At 61.7% G+C, this 15331-nt stretch carries 16 protein-coding genes; 2 read left to right on the top strand and 14 right to left on the bottom strand.

Annotation, left to right across the window (positions count from 1 at the left end; genetic code table 11):
• Nucleotides 1-208 precede the first annotated feature (208 nt).
• Both HBM95_18975 and HBM95_18980 read left to right on the top strand, forming a co-directional pair.
• On the top strand, nt 209-967 hold the full coding sequence (locus tag HBM95_18975; protein ID NIH44990.1) for a M48 family metallopeptidase: 759 nt from the start codon (nt 209-211) through the stop codon (nt 965-967).
• Nucleotides 968-1177: 210 nt separating this feature from the next.
• Nucleotides 1178-2446, top strand: coding sequence for an OprD family porin (locus HBM95_18980; GenBank protein NIH44991.1), 1269 nt, complete (start codon nt 1178-1180; stop codon nt 2444-2446).
• Nucleotides 2447-2500: 54 nt separating this feature from the next.
• On the opposite strand, the gene HBM95_18985 is transcribed toward HBM95_18980, so the two are convergent.
• From HBM95_18985 to HBM95_19050, 14 genes are all read right to left on the bottom strand, one after another.
• Nucleotides 2501-4141, bottom strand: coding sequence for a thiamine pyrophosphate-binding protein (locus HBM95_18985; protein ID NIH44992.1), 1641 nt, complete (start codon nt 4139-4141; stop codon nt 2501-2503).
• A 13-nt stretch (nt 4142-4154) separates the two neighbouring features.
• Nucleotides 4155-5624, bottom strand: coding sequence for an aldehyde dehydrogenase (locus HBM95_18990; protein NIH44993.1), 1470 nt, complete (start codon nt 5622-5624; stop codon nt 4155-4157).
• A 9-nt stretch (nt 5625-5633) separates the two neighbouring features.
• Nucleotides 5634-6404: an aspartate dehydrogenase gene (locus HBM95_18995; protein ID NIH44994.1), complete on the bottom strand. Its 771-nt coding sequence runs from the start codon at nt 6402-6404 to the stop codon at nt 5634-5636.
• A 9-nt stretch (nt 6405-6413) separates the two neighbouring features.
• Nucleotides 6414-7208 carry an SDR family oxidoreductase gene (locus HBM95_19000; protein NIH44995.1) on the bottom strand — a complete coding sequence of 265 codons (795 nt, stop codon included), beginning with the start codon at nt 7206-7208 and terminating at the stop codon, nt 6414-6416.
• Nucleotides 7192-7962: an alpha/beta hydrolase gene (locus HBM95_19005; protein ID NIH44996.1), complete on the bottom strand. Its 771-nt coding sequence runs from the start codon at nt 7960-7962 to the stop codon at nt 7192-7194. Before HBM95_19005 ends, HBM95_19000 begins: the two co-directional genes overlap by 17 nt.
• 9 nt (nt 7963-7971) lie before the next feature.
• Nucleotides 7972-8502: a cupin domain-containing protein gene (locus HBM95_19010; protein ID NIH44997.1), complete on the bottom strand. Its 531-nt coding sequence runs from the start codon at nt 8500-8502 to the stop codon at nt 7972-7974.
• Between the two features lie 10 nt (nt 8503-8512).
• On the bottom strand, nt 8513-9769 hold the full coding sequence (locus HBM95_19015; GenBank protein NIH44998.1) for an MFS transporter: 1257 nt from the start codon (nt 9767-9769) through the stop codon (nt 8513-8515).
• Nucleotides 9770-9790: 21 nt separating this feature from the next.
• Complete coding sequence (locus tag HBM95_19020) at nt 9791-10978, bottom strand: FAD-dependent oxidoreductase (protein ID NIH44999.1); 1188 nt, start codon at nt 10976-10978, stop codon at nt 9791-9793.
• A complete protein-coding gene (locus tag HBM95_19025) occupies nt 10975-11901 on the bottom strand; it encodes a glyoxalase (GenBank protein ID NIH45000.1) in 927 nt (308 codons plus the stop codon). The genes HBM95_19020 and HBM95_19025 overlap by 4 nt, the downstream gene beginning before the upstream one ends.
• A gap of 78 nt (nt 11902-11979) precedes the next feature.
• Entirely contained in the window at nt 11980-12768 is a 789-nt protein-coding gene (locus HBM95_19030) for an IclR family transcriptional regulator (GenBank protein ID NIH45001.1), read from the bottom strand.
• 12 nt (nt 12769-12780) lie between these two features.
• Complete coding sequence (locus tag HBM95_19035) at nt 12781-13530, bottom strand: SDR family oxidoreductase (GenBank protein ID NIH45002.1); 750 nt, start codon at nt 13528-13530, stop codon at nt 12781-12783.
• Nucleotides 13530-14552 carry an aromatic ring-hydroxylating dioxygenase subunit alpha gene (locus HBM95_19040; protein NIH45003.1) on the bottom strand — a complete coding sequence of 341 codons (1023 nt, stop codon included), beginning with the start codon at nt 14550-14552 and terminating at the stop codon, nt 13530-13532. Before HBM95_19040 ends, HBM95_19035 begins: the two co-directional genes overlap by 1 nt.
• Before the next feature lie 10 nt (nt 14553-14562).
• A complete protein-coding gene (locus HBM95_19045) occupies nt 14563-14871 on the bottom strand; it encodes a hypothetical protein (protein ID NIH45004.1) in 309 nt (102 codons plus the stop codon).
• On the bottom strand, nt 14868-15191 hold the full coding sequence (locus HBM95_19050; GenBank protein ID NIH45005.1) for a non-heme iron oxygenase ferredoxin subunit: 324 nt from the start codon (nt 15189-15191) through the stop codon (nt 14868-14870). Before HBM95_19050 ends, HBM95_19045 begins: the two co-directional genes overlap by 4 nt.
• Nucleotides 15192-15331 lie beyond the last annotated feature (140 nt).

Here is a 15331-nt window from a genome sequence, read left to right on the forward strand (position 1 = left end):
CGGAAAAAAGTGCCAACAATGTAACCCAAGCCGCAGGGCATGTACATGGACCATTCTTTTGCAGCTTAAGAAATCTCTGGATCATGCTCGCATGTTGCGCAATCTGCTCGCCCGCGCCTGTAGATATTCCTTATACTTATCCCGCCCCGGCTTCGTTGCTGGTGCACTTTTCGGATTTATTCAGATTAACGAGTACGGAAGCAACTTCATGAAAATGCGTGCAATAGTGCTGGCCCTGGGTACAACGCTCATGCTGAGCGGCTGTCAGAATATGGACTCTAACGGTCTGATGACCTCAGGTGCAGAAGCCTTTCAGGCCTACTCCCTGAGTGACGCGCAGGTTAAAGCGCTGAGCGATCAGGCCTGTAAAGATATGGACGGAAAAGCCACACTTGCGCCGGCTGACAGTACCTACACACAGCGTCTGAATAAGATTGCTTCCGCGCTCGGCGATAACATCAACGGCCAGCCGGTGAACTACAAGGTTTACATGGCGAAAGACGTGAACGCCTTCGCGATGGCGAACGGCTGCATCCGCGTCTACAGCGGGCTGATGGACATGATGACCGACAACGAAGTCGAAGCGGTAATCGGCCACGAAATGGGCCACGTTGCGCTCGGCCACGTCAAGAAAGGGATGCAGGTTGCCTTAGGCACCAATGCCATCCGCGCGGCGGCGGCCTCTGCGGGCGGTATCGTTGGCAGCCTGTCCCAGTCGCAGCTTGGTGACGTAGGCGAAAAGCTGGTTAACTCCCAGTTCTCACAGCGTCAGGAGTCCGAAGCGGATGACTACTCCTACGATCTGTTGCGCAAACGCGGGATTAATCCATCCGGTTTAGCCACCAGCTTCGAAAAGCTGGCCAAGCTGGAAGCGGGTCGCCAGAGCTCCATGTTTGACGATCACCCGGCCTCAGAAGCGCGCGCGCAGCATATTCGCGACCGTATGGCCGCTGACGGAATTAAATAATATTGAAAGGAGGCAATTTTGCCTCCTTTTTATTTCGCATGAATTGCTAACTAAATCGCACGTATCGGTAACACCTCTGAAAACCCCGTCAAATCTGCCCTTTCCTGCTGAAACGTCTGGTCACATATTTATTGCAATCGTTAACCTTTCCGGTAATTATCAAGCGCGCAGTAATTCAATTTAATATATTAAGACAGAGACGTTCCCTCCGTGAAAAAAGAATTATCGTTAATTGCTTTAAGTTTATTCGCCGCATTACCTGCCGCTGCAAGCCAGCAATCTGACAGCATGGGTTTTATCGACGACAGCCATTTAGACCTGTTTTTACGCAATGCGTATATCAGCCGTGATTACCATCAGGGCCAGCAGGATAAAGCCGAATGGGGCCAGGGTATCATCGCCACATTTGAATCCGGATATACCGAAGGGCTGGTGGGCTTTGGCGTGGACGGCATCGCACAGTACGGCGTGCGCCTGGATGGCGGTCGCGGCAAGAGCGGCGCGGGCGGTATCGACTTCTTTAAACAGGAAGACGATGGGAGGGCCAAATCCGATCTAGCGAAATTTGGCGCAACCGCCAAAATGCGCATCTCAAATACCGTGCTGAGCTACGGTAACCAGCGCCCTGAACTGCCTATCGTTAACGCCGATAACTCCCGCCTGCTGTTTGAAAGCTACACCGGTGCCATGCTGACCTCGAAAGAGATCGATGGGCTGGAAGTGAACGCCGGTTATTTCACCGACGAGCAGCGTAAAAGCGACGACCGCCACGACAGCGGCCTGAAAAGCCTGACCTTCGGGGGCGCAAGCTACCAGTTCAACGACCAGTTCAGCGGTGCGCTGTACGCCTCTCATAACGAAGAGGTGATGAACAAACAGTATCTGGGCCTGAATTTCAAACAGCCATTCAGCACCGGGCAGCAGCTGGTACTCGACTTTAACGGCTATAACTCGCGTCTTGATCAGGGTTACGCTGACAGCCTCGACACCGGCCGCAGCAACACCATCTGGAGCCTGGCGGCAAGCTACATCTGGGATATTCATACGTTCAAAGTGGCATACCAGCAGAGCAGCGGCAGCACCGGCTACAACTACGGCGGCTATCGCGACAAGGGCGGCGTGGGTGACGGTGGCAATACCATCTGGCTGGCGAACTCCTACTGGTCTGATTTCAACGGTGAAGACGAGCGCTCTTGGCAAGCGTCGTACGGCCTGGACTTTGGCGGCTTTGGCCTGCCGGGCCTGAGCTGGACCACCGCCTACGTGCGTGGGGACAACATCAAAACCTCTGAAACCAGCAACGGCAAAGAGCACGAGTGGTTTAACCAGATCCAGTACAAGGTGCAGGACGGCCCGGCGAAAGACCTGACGCTGCGCCTGCGCTACTCCGTGCTGCGCGTCTCCAGCAACGCCAGCGAGTACAACGTGGGCGGGGATGAGATCCGCGCCTACGTGGAATACCCGTTTAACGTGTTCTGATTTACCCCCTCACCCTAACCCTCTCCCCTTTGGGGAGAGGGGAAATCTCGCATATCAGTAAAGCGTCTTCTGCGGCGGCCCGGCAAACTTCAGCGCGCCAATCTGTTCCATCCGCACTTCCACCACCGACGGCCCCGGCATCGCAAGCGCCTCCGTCATTACCGCATCAAAATCCTCTGCCCGCTCAACGCTCCACGCCTGCAAGCCAATTGCCTGTGCCAGCAGGGTAAAGTCCGGCGTATGCAGTTCGTTATAATACTGACGCCCGCCGAAATACTTATCCTGGATGCCGCGCATCACGCCGTAGCCGCCGTCGTTCATGATCAGCAGCATCACGTTGGCTTTCTCCTGCGCCAGCGTCGCCAGCTCGCCTAAATTCAGGCTCAGGCCACCGTCGCCCACCAGCCCCACCACCTTACGCTGCGGGTTAGCAATCGCGGTACCGATGGCCATCGGTAGTCCCATACCAATTGCGCCAGCCAGCGAGTGGATATTCATCAGCGGACCGTTAGCGCGGAACAGACGACTGCCCCACAGGCTGCCGGAAACGGTGATATCGCGCACCAGCAGGCCGTCCTGCGGCAGGGCTTTCTCAATGGCGTCGTTAAGCTTCGCGTAGGCGCCGCACTGTTCGCGCAGCCCCTGCTCTGCTTTGGCAACCGCCTGCTGCACCTGCGTATCCCACTGCGCGTCGCCCCACTCCCGGCCCTGGGCTTTGTCGGCCAGCGCGCGAAGCAGCGTGGAGCAGTCGGCTATCAGCGTGTTATCCATCAGGTAATTGCGGCTCGCTGCCGCCGGATCGATATCAATCTGCACGCGCGGAGAGGGCAGCGCCAGCGTCCAGGAGCGGGTTTCGTTGCTGCGCAGGCGTGAACCGGCGATCAGCGTAAAGTCACACTGCGCGATAATCGCCTCCACCGACGGGGAATTATGGAATGCCCGCAGGCTGGCGCGATGGCTGTCCGGCAGCACGCCGCGCGCGTGGGTGCTGGAAATCACCGTCAAGCCCGCATCCGCCAGCGTTTTCACGGCGTCAGCGCTTCCCAGCGCCCCGCCGCCCAGCCACAGCAGCGGCCGTTTCGCCTGCCTGAGCTGTGCCCACAACGCATCGACCGACGCGGGCTCCACGGCTGCAACCGAAGCCGGTTTCACCGGTGCGGTCACCAGCGACATTGGAATTTGGGCCCCCTGAATATCAATCGGGATCTCCACTGAAACCGGCCCGCACGGCGGCGTCTGCGCCTCCTGAATCGCTTTATGCAGAATCGCTATCGCCTGGTTGGCGTTGCTGATGCGGTAGGCCCGCTTTGAGCTGGCCTTCAGGAAGGTCAGCTGGTCGCGGGTTTCGTGGATAAACCCGGTGTCGGCATCCAGCCACGCTTTCTCCACCTGTCCGGTTAAATGCAGCAGCGGCGTGCAGGCGTTCATGGCTTCTACCAGCGCGCCGACCGCGTTGCCTGCCCCGGCGCCGGTGCTGGTCAGCGCCACGCCGAGGCCGGAAAAACGCCCGTGGGCGTCGGCCATGGTGACGGATCCCGCCTCGCCGCGCGCGGGCACGAAGCGAATGTTGCCACGCTGCCCCACCGCGTCCGCGATCGGCAGGTTGTGAATGGAGATGACGCCGTAGATGGCCTCAACCTGATACTGCTCCAGCGTTCTGGCGATGGCGTCGCCGACGGTTATCATTTCACTCATTGCTCACCCTTTCTCAGTCGCACCAGTGGTTGACGCTATTACCCGTCGCCAGATAAATGCTCTTTTGCTGCATCCAGGCTTTAAGCCCCTGAATGCCCTTTTCGCGGCCCAGACCGCTCTCTTTAAAGCCCCCGAACGGGGTCGAAATCGCAAAAACTTTGTAGGTGTTGATCCACACCGTGCCCGCCTCCAGCCGTTCGCTCAGGCGCAACGCGCGCCCGGTGTCGCGGGTCCAGATCCCTGCCGCCAGGCCGTAAACCGAGTCGTTCGCCTCGCGGATAAGCGTGGCTTCATCGCGAAACGGCATTGCCACCAGCACCGGGCCGAAGATCTCTTCCTGGCAGGCGCGGGCGCTGTTCGTCAACCCTTCGATAATGGTCGGCAGGAAGAAGCTGCCGTTTGCCAGGTCAGGATCCGCCGGGATCTCCCCGCCGCACAGCACGCGGCCCCCCTCGCGCTTAGCCAGCTCGACGTATTCCTGCACGCTCTGGCGATGTTTCTCATTGATCAGCGGCCCAACGTGGACGCCGTCGGTGAAGGGGTGCCCCACGCGCAGCCCGCGAGTTAATTCCAGTAGCCGCGCCATCAGCGGCGCGTAGATGCTTTCGTGAATAAACAGGCGCGACCCGGCGATGCACGCCTGCCCTGCCGAGCTGAAAATGCCGTAGCAGATCCCGCGCGCGGCCTGCTCAACGTCGGCATCCTCCAGCACGATGGTCGGGGATTTTCCACCCAGCTCCAGCGAGGCCGGGATCAGCTTTTCCGCCGCCACGTGCGCCAGATGACGGCCCGTAGTGGTGCCGCCGGTAAACGAAATTTTCCGCACCTTTGGATGACGCGCCAGCGCATCGCCAATCACCGAGCCTTTTCCTGGCAGGACGCTCAACAGCCCGGCGGGCAGCCCGGCCTGTTCAAAAATCCGCGCCAACTCCAGCGCCATCAGCGGCGTGGCTTCGGCGGGCTTGAGGATCGCTGCGTTACCCGCGGCAATCGCCGGCGCGATCTTCTGCATCTCGCTGGCAATCGGCGAATTCCACGGCGTGATGGCGGCCACCACGCCAAGCGGCTCGTAGCGGCTCAGGGTCAGCAAATCCGGCTGGCGCGGCGTCGGAAGCTCGCCTTCCAGCAGCTCGCAGGCGGCGGCAAAGTAGCGCGCCGTTCCCGCCGCGCTCATCACCAGCCCGCGCGCTTCCGCCAGCGGCTTGCCGTTATCGCGGCTCTGCATCTGCGCCAGCGCATCCACGCGGGATTCAATCAGATCGGCGACCTTATGCAGGATCTTCGCGCGCATATGCGGCAGACTGTTGCGCCACGCGGGATCGCGCCACGCCCGCTCGCCGGCCTCTATCGCCTCCACGAGATCGTCGGGGCTTGCGGCATTCAGCGTCGCATTGATCGACCCGTCAGCCGGGAAATGGCTCTGCATCGGGTTACCGCCGCCGCGTCGCCACTGGCCGCCGATAAAAATCTTCAGATCATTCATCGTCGCTCCTCAGCTCAGGGACAGCTCGCGGCAAGCGCGAACCGCGCTCAGTGCCGCAAGGGTGGAGGTTTTGGGATTGGACGCCAGCGGCAGCCCGCTCAGCTCCAGATGGAATTCGCCGAACAATCCTTCGACGTGCAGCGTGTGGGTATTACGCTTCGTTACCGGGTCGACCATGAGCTGCACGCGGGTGTCGTCCATCCCCACGCCGCCGAGCGCCACGGTTGCCGCCACGTTGGCGTTCGCCGGGAACAGGCGAGCCGCCTCGCGGGCGCTGCCTTCAAAGAAGACCTTCGCCTCTGAGACCGCGTTAAGATCGATAAGCTGCTCGGCGTAACTGCCGCGCCAGCTGGCCGGGCTTTTGCGCGACTGATAGGTGACGCGCTCAAGCCCGCCCTCTTTCGCCGCCGCCAGCCCGTCAATACCGGCAACCGCGCCGGAGAGCAGCGTCAGCCTGCCGCCCGCCGCGTGCAGGCGCTGCTCCAGCACGCTGTCCGCCAGCGCACCGGTGGAGATCACCGCCAGATGCCAGCCGCGACTTAAAATCGCTTCGCCATACTGCGCCACCGCCTGCTGGCTGGCGCACTCCAGCACCAGGTCGGGCGTTTCCGCGCAGTCCACCGGCGAGGTCAGCGCCGTTACCGCATCACCAAACTGCGCGCGAATGGCAGCGTGGTGGGCTTCACGCGCCACGATCCAGCCGATAGCCACACCGGTGGGCAGACGCTCAATTACCGCCTGCGCCATGGCGCCAAACCCAATTAACATTACCTTTTTCATGATGCGTCCTTACAGATGGCGGCAGAAGCCGCCGGAAACGTCCAGCGCGGCACCGGTAGTAAACGAAGCCAGCGGCGAAGCGAGAAACAGCAGCGCTTGCGCGGGCTCGTGCGGCTTGCCGAGGCGCGCCATCGGAATGCCGCGCTTGCGCGCGATATCCGCCGTCCAGGCAGGCCAGCTCTGGCTTTTATCCGCCCGGTTTTCGAAGCGGCGCTGCCACTGCCCGGATTCCACCATGCCAAGCAAAATGGAGTTGACGCGAATGCCTTTGCCCACCAGCTCTTTTGAGAGAGTGAGCGTCATGTTCAGCAGCGCGGCACGGGCGGCGGAAGTGGCAATCATGTGCTCCTCCGGCTGCAACGCCAGCAGGGAATTGACGCAGGTGATCGAGGCGATGTCGGACCGCTCCAGCAGAGGCTGAAACGCCTGAACCGGGTTGATCACCCCGAACAGCTTCAGTTCGGCCTCGTGCAGCCACGCCTCACGCGGGGTGTCGTGGAAATGCGCCACGTAGCCCTGCCCGGCGTTGTTGATCAGCATATCCGCCGCGCCAAATTGGGCCTGAACGGCATCCGCGAAAGCCTGCACCTCGTCAGCGTTCAGCACGTCGCAGCGGTAAGAGAAAATCTCCCCGTCGGGATAGTCGTTTTGCAGCGTCGCGTGGGCGCTGGCGAGCCGGTCCGGGTCGCGGCCGCAGAAGGCCACTTTTGCTCCCTCGCCCAGCAGCAGGCGCAGCGTTTCAAAGCCAATGCCGGAAGAACCGCCGGTGACTACCGCTACGCGGCCGTCAATGTGTGCATTCATCGCGCACCTCTTCGTTAATGCGTAAAAGCTGTTGGTTAAAAAACGCGTCGTTATCGAGATAGCTGGCGTGCCCGGCTTGCGGTATGGCGGTAAACGGCATGCGGTAGCGCAGCGCCAGCCCCTGTACCAGCTCGGGCTGCGTGATGGCGTCCTGCTCGCCGCACCAGACTTCAAACGTGCCGGAGTGCCGCTTGAGCCAGGTATGAATGTCGTCGTGCGCCAGCATCCACGCGGCGGCAAGGTAGCCTTCCGGGCGCAGCGCGCGCATGCCCGCCGCGACGGTGGCGATATCGTCCGCGCGCGCGCCGGGGCGCAGCAGCTTCGCGGCGCGGGTCTGCGCGAGGATTTCACCGCCGAGCGCCATCTGCTGCTCGCGGCTGCGCCAGACCTGCTCCCGCTGCTCCGGGACAGCATTGCCGTAGCCCTGCGCGGCGTCCGCCAGCACCAGGTGCAGCACGCGCTGCGGATACTTCGCCGCAAATGCGCTGGCCACCAGCGCGCCGAGTGAATGACCCACCAGCACCGTCTGCCAGACGCCCGCGCGGTCGAGCATCGCCGCCAGCGCGTCGGCGTAATCCCCCGCGTTCGCACGCTCAACCGCCAGCATCGGGCTTTCGCCATAGCCGGGCATGTCCCACGCCAACACGCGAAAGCCTTCCAGCGTCATCTGCTTGTGCCAGGAGGCCGCGCCGGAGCTGATGCCGTGCAGCAGCATCAGCGGAATGCCGCTTCCCTGTTCACGAAACCCCGTCATCATGCCTCCTTAGTTCCGCTTCACTTTTGAGAGCGGATGGTCGGCGGGATAGGTCGGGATTTCCGGCTTGTTGGTTCCCAGCATGACGCACATCAGCGCCTCTTCTTCCCCGTGGTTAAACAGGCCGCGATAGATCCCCGGCGGGACGGAAATCAAATCGCGCTCGCGCAGCACGGTTTCGGTGTAGTTGTCGCCGTCCTGGATCATCAGCGTGATCTGCCCTTTAAGCATGAAGAACACCTCTTCCACGTCGTCGTGCAGGTGTAGCGGCCCCTCGCACTTCGACGGCAGCACCATGGTGGAGAAGGTGAAATGGTCCGCTTGTACTGTATTGGTGTCGTTCGCCACGCCGGTTGCGCCGGTGCCGATGTAGCGCATCTGCGCCCGGCGGTATTTCGGGTCAAAATCGGCCTGGAACTTCAGCGCGTTCCAGTCGTATTTACGGCCTTCGAAGCGCGCGATGCGCGACTCGACCCACTCTTCCATCGTCAGGTGGTCAGGCTTGATGCCAGATGTCTTGGTTACGGTTGAATCAGTCATGACACTCTCCTCAGTAACGTCTCAGCAGCGGCAGTAACAGGACGCAGCCCACCGCCGCCATCACCGCCAGAAAAATCAGCCCGGAATCCATGCTGTGGGTGAAGGCGATAAGCGCGCCCATCACCGCCGGCGACAGCGCGCCCGCAAAGTTTCCCAGCCCGTTGAAAATGCCGCCCGCCGTAGCGCTCACCCGGGGATGGGTAGCCTTCGCCAGCAGGGCGAAAATGTTGGGTGCGCCGGTGCCCCACATGAAGGTGCTGAAGCTCATGGCCGCGATAACGGTCAGCGGGGTGTTGAGGTGCATCACCGCCGCAAGACCTGCCGCGGCCCCCGCCATGGAGATAAAGCAGGCCGCCGCACGCTTATCGACCCGATCCGAAAGCCACGCGCCAATCACCTCTCCCGCCAGCATGGCGATAAACGGCATCGACGACAGCCAGCCCGCGTGCTCCAGATGAATGCCTTTGCCCTTGATGAGATAGCCCGGCAGCCAGCCGTTGATGCCCCAAAGGTAGGTCAGGAAGGCAATGTTAAAGATGCAGATGATCCAGAAGTGCGGGCTGACAAACAGCTCGCGGCGCGCGGCGCGGCGCTCGTCCTGCGACGTCTGCGAGGTGCCAGGTTTTGCTTCCAGACGGATCCCGCGCAGACCTACGCGCACGAAAATCAGCACCGGCACGGTGAGCATCGCCATCACGAAGAACGTGCTCTGCCAGCCGAAGGCGTTCAGCAGCCAGAGGGAGAGCGGGAAACCGATTGCCGCGCCCACCGGCGTGCCCAGCAGCCACAGCATGGTGGCGCGCGCCTGCAGATGCTGCGGAAAGTTGTGCCGCACGATGGCGAAGGCCAGCGGGAACAGCGGCCCTTCCGCCACGCCCAGCAGGATGCGCAGGACGATCATCAGCGTGTAGTTACGGGTAAAGCCCATCGCCACCATCAGCACGCACCAGACAACCATCATTCCGGTGAGCAGGCGCAGCGGGGCGATTTTGTCCCCCAGCCCGCTGAGAAAGACCGACGAAAAGCCGTAGCTCAGCAGAAAGGCGCTCATCAGAATGCCGAGGCGCGTGGTGTCGAAATCGATCCCCATCGCCTGCTGGAAATGGCCGTCGGAAAACAGCGCCGCGATGCTGATTTTGTCGAAAAACGCCAGCAGCACGCAGGCCAGCAGCGACAGCGGGATAGCCCAGCGCACCGCTTTTTCAGGCGTGCGGGCTCCCTCACCGCTCGCCTCAACGGGCGCGGTGTTGGTCTCTAATGTGGTCATGTCTCCCCCTACGGGTGCGGGTTATCGCAGTGACATCAGTGAAAAAGTCGGGTCGGCGAGCGGCACGTCGGACAGATCCCGCCCTGCCGCCATCCAGCGCTTCGCCAGCTTGACGGTGCGCGCATCGTTAAACGCCACCAGCTGCGTCAGCCGCCCGCTCTCGTCCAGCGAGAAGAACAGCGACTCTTCGCGCGCTATCGTTGTGCTTCCCGGCTGCGGTATGCCGAGGATCTGGATGTTGTGCTGGTATTGATCCGACCACAGCCACGGCGCGTCGTCGTAGCCTGGCGCATCGGGGTTGAGGATCGCTTTTGCCGTCGCCACCGCCTGATTCTGTGCAAAGGCCCAGGACTGGATGCACAGGCCGTAGTGATGATGCTGGGCCACATCGCCTGCGGCAAAGATGAACGGATCCGACGTTCGCCCCTGGGCATCGACGACGATCCCTCGTTCGGTGCGCAGCCCCGCATCGCGCGCCAGCTCCAGATTAAGATCGACGCCGATCCCCACCACCAGCGCGTCAAAGGTTTCGCGCTGGCCATCGCAGTGGATAACCGGCAGGCCGCTATCGTCCTCCAGCTCCAGCGCGCCGCAGCCGGTACGTATCTCGACACCCTGCCCGCGATGGAGAGCTTCCAGGCGCTGCGACACCTCACCGCTCACCGAGCGCATGCAAAGCGCAGGCTGCTGTTCGAACAGGGTGACCGCCACGCCGCTTTTGCGCGCGGAGGCGGCAATCTCCAGCCCAATCCAGCCGCCGCCGACAATCGCCAGAGTTTGACTTTCCGCCAGCCGACCCTTCAGGCGCCGCGCGTCCTGCCAGTGGCGCAGGGTGTAGACCTGCGGATGGGAAGCCCACGCCTCACCCGGCAGGCGCGCCCGCCCTCCGGTGGCAATCAAGAGAATGTTGTAACTAAGATACTCGCCGTTGCTTAACCGCACCGTTTTCGCCGCTCGGTCGATCTGCTCCGCACGCAGCGGGCGGAACCAGGTCAGGTTCAGCGCCTGCTGCACCTCGTCGGTAAACAGGCGCGGGAGCGCCGCGTCCGGCTCCAGCAGGGACGCCTTCGACAGCGGCGGCCGTTCATAGAAATCCCATTCCTCTTCTGCCACCACGCAAATCTCGCCGTCGAAGCCCTCGTCGCGCAGGGTTTTCGCCGCCCAGCCGCCCGCCTGGCCGCCGCCAATAATGACAATGCGCGACGTCATACCGCCTCCGGCTTTTTCTGCTGGCGGCGCGTGTCGTGGTCAATCCCGCCTTCCACCGCCCATTCGGTAAAGGAGACGAGCGAGTGCTCCAGCTCGCGCGGCTGCCAGTTTTCGGTCAGGTAGTCGTCGTTGGTGTAATACTCAAACGCGCCGCCGGTCGGGCTGTTGACGTACCAGAAATAGGCCGACGACACCGGATGGCGGCCCGGCCCGATAAAGGTGCTCCAGTCGTGTTTATTCATCGCAATCCCGCCGCCGATCACCTCATGAATATCACGTACCGTGAAGGCCACGTGGTTGAGACCGCGCCTGCGGTTCGGCAGCTGCAGCAGAAACAGGTTGTGATGGCCGCCGCGCGCGCCGCAGCGCAGGAACACGGCCCGGTTGATGTAGCGGTCAGAGACCTGGAAGCCGAGCACCTCGCGGTAGAATTTTTCCACCGCCGCCAGCTCTTCCACGAAGAACACCACGTGCCCAACGTTGATGGGCTGGGCGCGATCGTAAACCGGGCTCGGGGTGTCGATGCGGCGGACGTCGCCCCACTGGTTAATCGGCTCGACGTTCAGCTCCACCTCGGTCTGCTGGCTGACCTGCACGCGCAGGGTCATACCGTTCGGGTCGAGGCACTCCAGCGCGTCGCCCACCTCGCGAAAGCCGGGCTGCTGCGCCAGCTTCGGGCGCAGCGCGTCAAGATCTGACTGCGCGGCAACCGCCCAGGTCATGCGGCGCAGGGTGTTGCCTGCTTCAAACGCCGGCGGCAGGTCTGGGCTGTCGATCGGGTTAAGCTCCACGCGCGCGCCGCTCAGGGTAGTAAAACGCTGGCCGCTGGCATCGCCCGTCAGGCCAAAATCACGCATAAATTTGGCGCAGTGCGTCAGGTCCTCCACGCCAAATTCCAGCTTTTCAATTCCAGTTACACTCATCGTTCGTTGCCTCATCTGGCCCAAATTGGGCGTAAACCATGCCCGACGCAGTCAAGCGCCTGGCGTTAACTCACTGATTTAACTGGCCTGTGACAGATACCCTAAGAAGCCAGAAATTCTATCCGCCGCGAGGCGAACCTCGTTTTGCAGGCGTTCGCGGTCGGTCTGCGGGATCTCCTCCGACGGCACCAGAATGCTGACCACCGCCGCCACGCGTCCGCTTCGGTCATACACCGGGTAGACGATGGAGGAGATGCCGTGGCGGAAGAAGGATTCACCGATCACGTACCCACGGGCTTTATCCTGCTGCACCATCTGCCAGAGAGCTTCGCGGTCGTGAAGCTGCCCCGGCGTGTTGCCCGGCAGACGCTCGTGCGGGAACAACTGTTCAAAATCGGCACGGGATACATCGGTCAGCAGCATGCGCCCGAGCGAGGTGCAGTGCACCGGCAGACGGGTGCCAATGCTGACCTGATTGATGCGTGACCCGGCGGCGCTGACGCGGGCGATATAGATAATGTCGCGCCCGTCGCGGATCGCCAGATGGCTGCTGCACTGGCTGACGTCGCGCAGCTGCTCGATCACCGGCTGGCCGACCTGCGCCACGTCCAGCGAAGCGATGTACTCAAAGCCCAGGCGCAGCACGTTCATGCCGAGCGAAAAGGTATTGGTGCGCGCGTTGCGCTCCAGAAAACCCATGTACTCCAGGGTCTGCACTACCCGGTAGGCGGTGGCCTTCGGCATATCCACCAGCCGGTGCAGTTCGGCAAAGGTCAGTTCGCGATGCTGCTCGCCGAAGGCCAACAGCAGCTGCAGGCCGCGCTCCAGCCCCGGCACCAGATACTTCACTTCCCGATCATTTGCCATCATCGCCATACCTCAGTTAAAGACAAAGCCGCCGTTGACCGGGATCAGCTGCCCGGTGACAAACCGCGACAGATCGCTTAACAGCCAGACCACGCTGCCGGTCACATCTTCCGGCTGCTGCGCGCCCGCGAGTGCACGTCCGTTTTCGTAGAGCTGATGCCGCTCGACGGGCACATATTCGGTTGCCTCGACGCGGGTCAGCCCCGGCGCGATAGCGTTGATACGAATGCGCTTTTCGCCCAGCTCGCGCGCCATCGAGCGGGTCATGGCAATCACCGCCCCCTTACTGGCGACGTAGGCCATCAGGCGCGGGGCGCCCCACAGCGCGGTATCGGACGCCACATTCACAATTGCCGCCCCTTCGCGAAGCAGCGGCACGGCGGCGCGCGTCACCAGCCAGGTACCTTTGACGTTCACGCTCATCACGCGGTCCCACAGGTCCGGATCGTAATCGAGCATATTTTTGCCGCCCACGCCCGTCGCCATTGCCGCGTTGTTCACCAGGCCGTCAAACTGCCCCTGCTCGCCAATGGCGCTGAACGCCTGCTCAATGGAATGCGGATCGGCCAGATCGATGACGTGCGGCTCGATCGCATAGCCCTGTTCGCGGAGCGTTTGCGCGCTCTCGGCCAGTTCGCCTTTGAGGATGTCGCACATCACCACCGACGCGCCCTGCTCCGCGCAGGCTCTGGCAAAGTGGTAGCCCAGCCCGCGCGCGGCGCCGGTCACGACGATGCGCTTTCCCCCCAGCAGTCCGTTCATCAGGCGGCTCCCTGCTGCGCTTCGCGCATCGCCAGCTGCTCTTTGGCGGCCTTCTGCATCATGCGGCGCAGGCGAGAGAGCCCAACGTCGTGCTGATAAAGGTACTCATGGTCGCGGGCGTTTGGCGCCAGGCTTTCCAGCACCACGCGGTCCTGCTCCAGCACTTCCCAGTGCAGCTTTTCCAGACGGTTGCGGTACATGAAGCGCCACATGTCGCGCTGCCAGCCCTGCACGCGGCGGATGCGCCAGAAGAAGACGCGGCAGTTGTCGTTATCCTCCGGCACCACCATGCCGACGATAAAGAAGTGGCCGCCCGGTCCGAAGCGCTTCTTATAAGGAATAGAGAGGCGCATCCAGCAGGTGCCGCTGTTGCCCAGCTCTACCCAGTCGAAGTTGACGCCGCTCTGCCCTTTCTTCTCAAAAATGAAGCCGGTTTTGGTCGGCTGGAGCACCATGTCAGCCTTGCGATCCCCTTCAGCCATAGAGTGCGACGACGAATGCAGATAGGTGCCGTGCATCGGGTCCATCACGTTTTCCAGCGCGTACTGGTAGTTGCATTTCCACGCGGCGGTGCAGAGGAAGTTGCTGAAGCTTTCCGTATCGGCAAGTTCATCCGGGAAGGTCAGCTCGTCCGGCTGCTGGTCAGCGGTGACGCCAAACCACAGGAAGATGGCGCCGTGCGCCTCCTGCACGTTATAGCTGCGCACGCACTGCTGACCGACCAGCGGACATTTATCCACGGCGGGCACGTCTTTCACCTCGCCGTTGCCCGCCACTTCCACGCCGTGATACCAGCAGGCGATACGGTCGCCGAGGTTCCAGCCCATGGACAGGCGCGCGCCGCGGTGCGGACAGCGGTCTTCCAGCGCCTGGACCTGGCCATCCTTGTTACGCCAGACCACAATCTGCTCGCCCAGGCGGGTAATCCCCACCGGCGCGGACTGCACTTCCCAGCTCGACAGCACCGGATACCAGAGGCCGCGCAGGCCTTTATCAAGATAATGTTGTACGGTCGTCGTCATCGCGTTGTCCTCAGTAGCCGTTAACCTGTAAGAATGCCTGGAAGCTGGCGTTGCTCCACGGCTCGCCCTGCTGATCGTGCATGCGCACCGCGTTCAGGCCGTTCACCAGCTCCGGTAAGGTTTCAACACCCTGCTCAAAGAGCTCTTCCAGCGTCGCAATGAGGTTCACCTCCCAGTTTTCCGGTTCGCGGCTGCGGGTTTGCCAGATGAGATTCTGGTAATCGCCTGGCTTATGAATGGCGCCGTTACCGCCTTCTGCAGGCGGGGTAAACTGGCGGCTTTCCGGCAGCGCCGGGTTGTAGTTCAGGGTGTTGCTCATGCCACGGTCTCCTCGACGAAGGTAATCTGGATTTGGTTTTCATAGACCCGAACCGGGTAGCGGTTAAGGTTGCGACCGCCGGGGCCGTGCAGGCACTGGCCGGTTTTAACGTCGAAGACCGCCTCGTGCAGCGGGCATTCCACTTTGCCGTCTTCCACGAAGCCCTGGCTCAGGAGGGCATAAGCGTGCGGACATACGTCTTCCAGCGCGTAATACTCGCCGTCAATCAAATAAACGCCGATCTCTTTACCGTCGACGCTACCGCTAAAAGGGAAATCTTCCTGTACTTGTTCTGCGTCACATACGCCTATCCAGCTCATCACGATCCTCCAGGCTTTTGTTTCATATATGAAACTCTGTTTCTTATTTAATACGGTCAATATAAAAGCGATGAATGTTTCGTCAAGCGCCAATGTGAAGAATTTGTTAATCAAACAGCAATTAATTAACTAAGTGTGCA

Origin of the sequence: Enterobacter asburiae, assembly GCA_011754535.1 — a bacterium.
Lineage (GTDB): Bacteria > Pseudomonadota > Gammaproteobacteria > Enterobacterales > Enterobacteriaceae > Enterobacter > Enterobacter cloacae_N.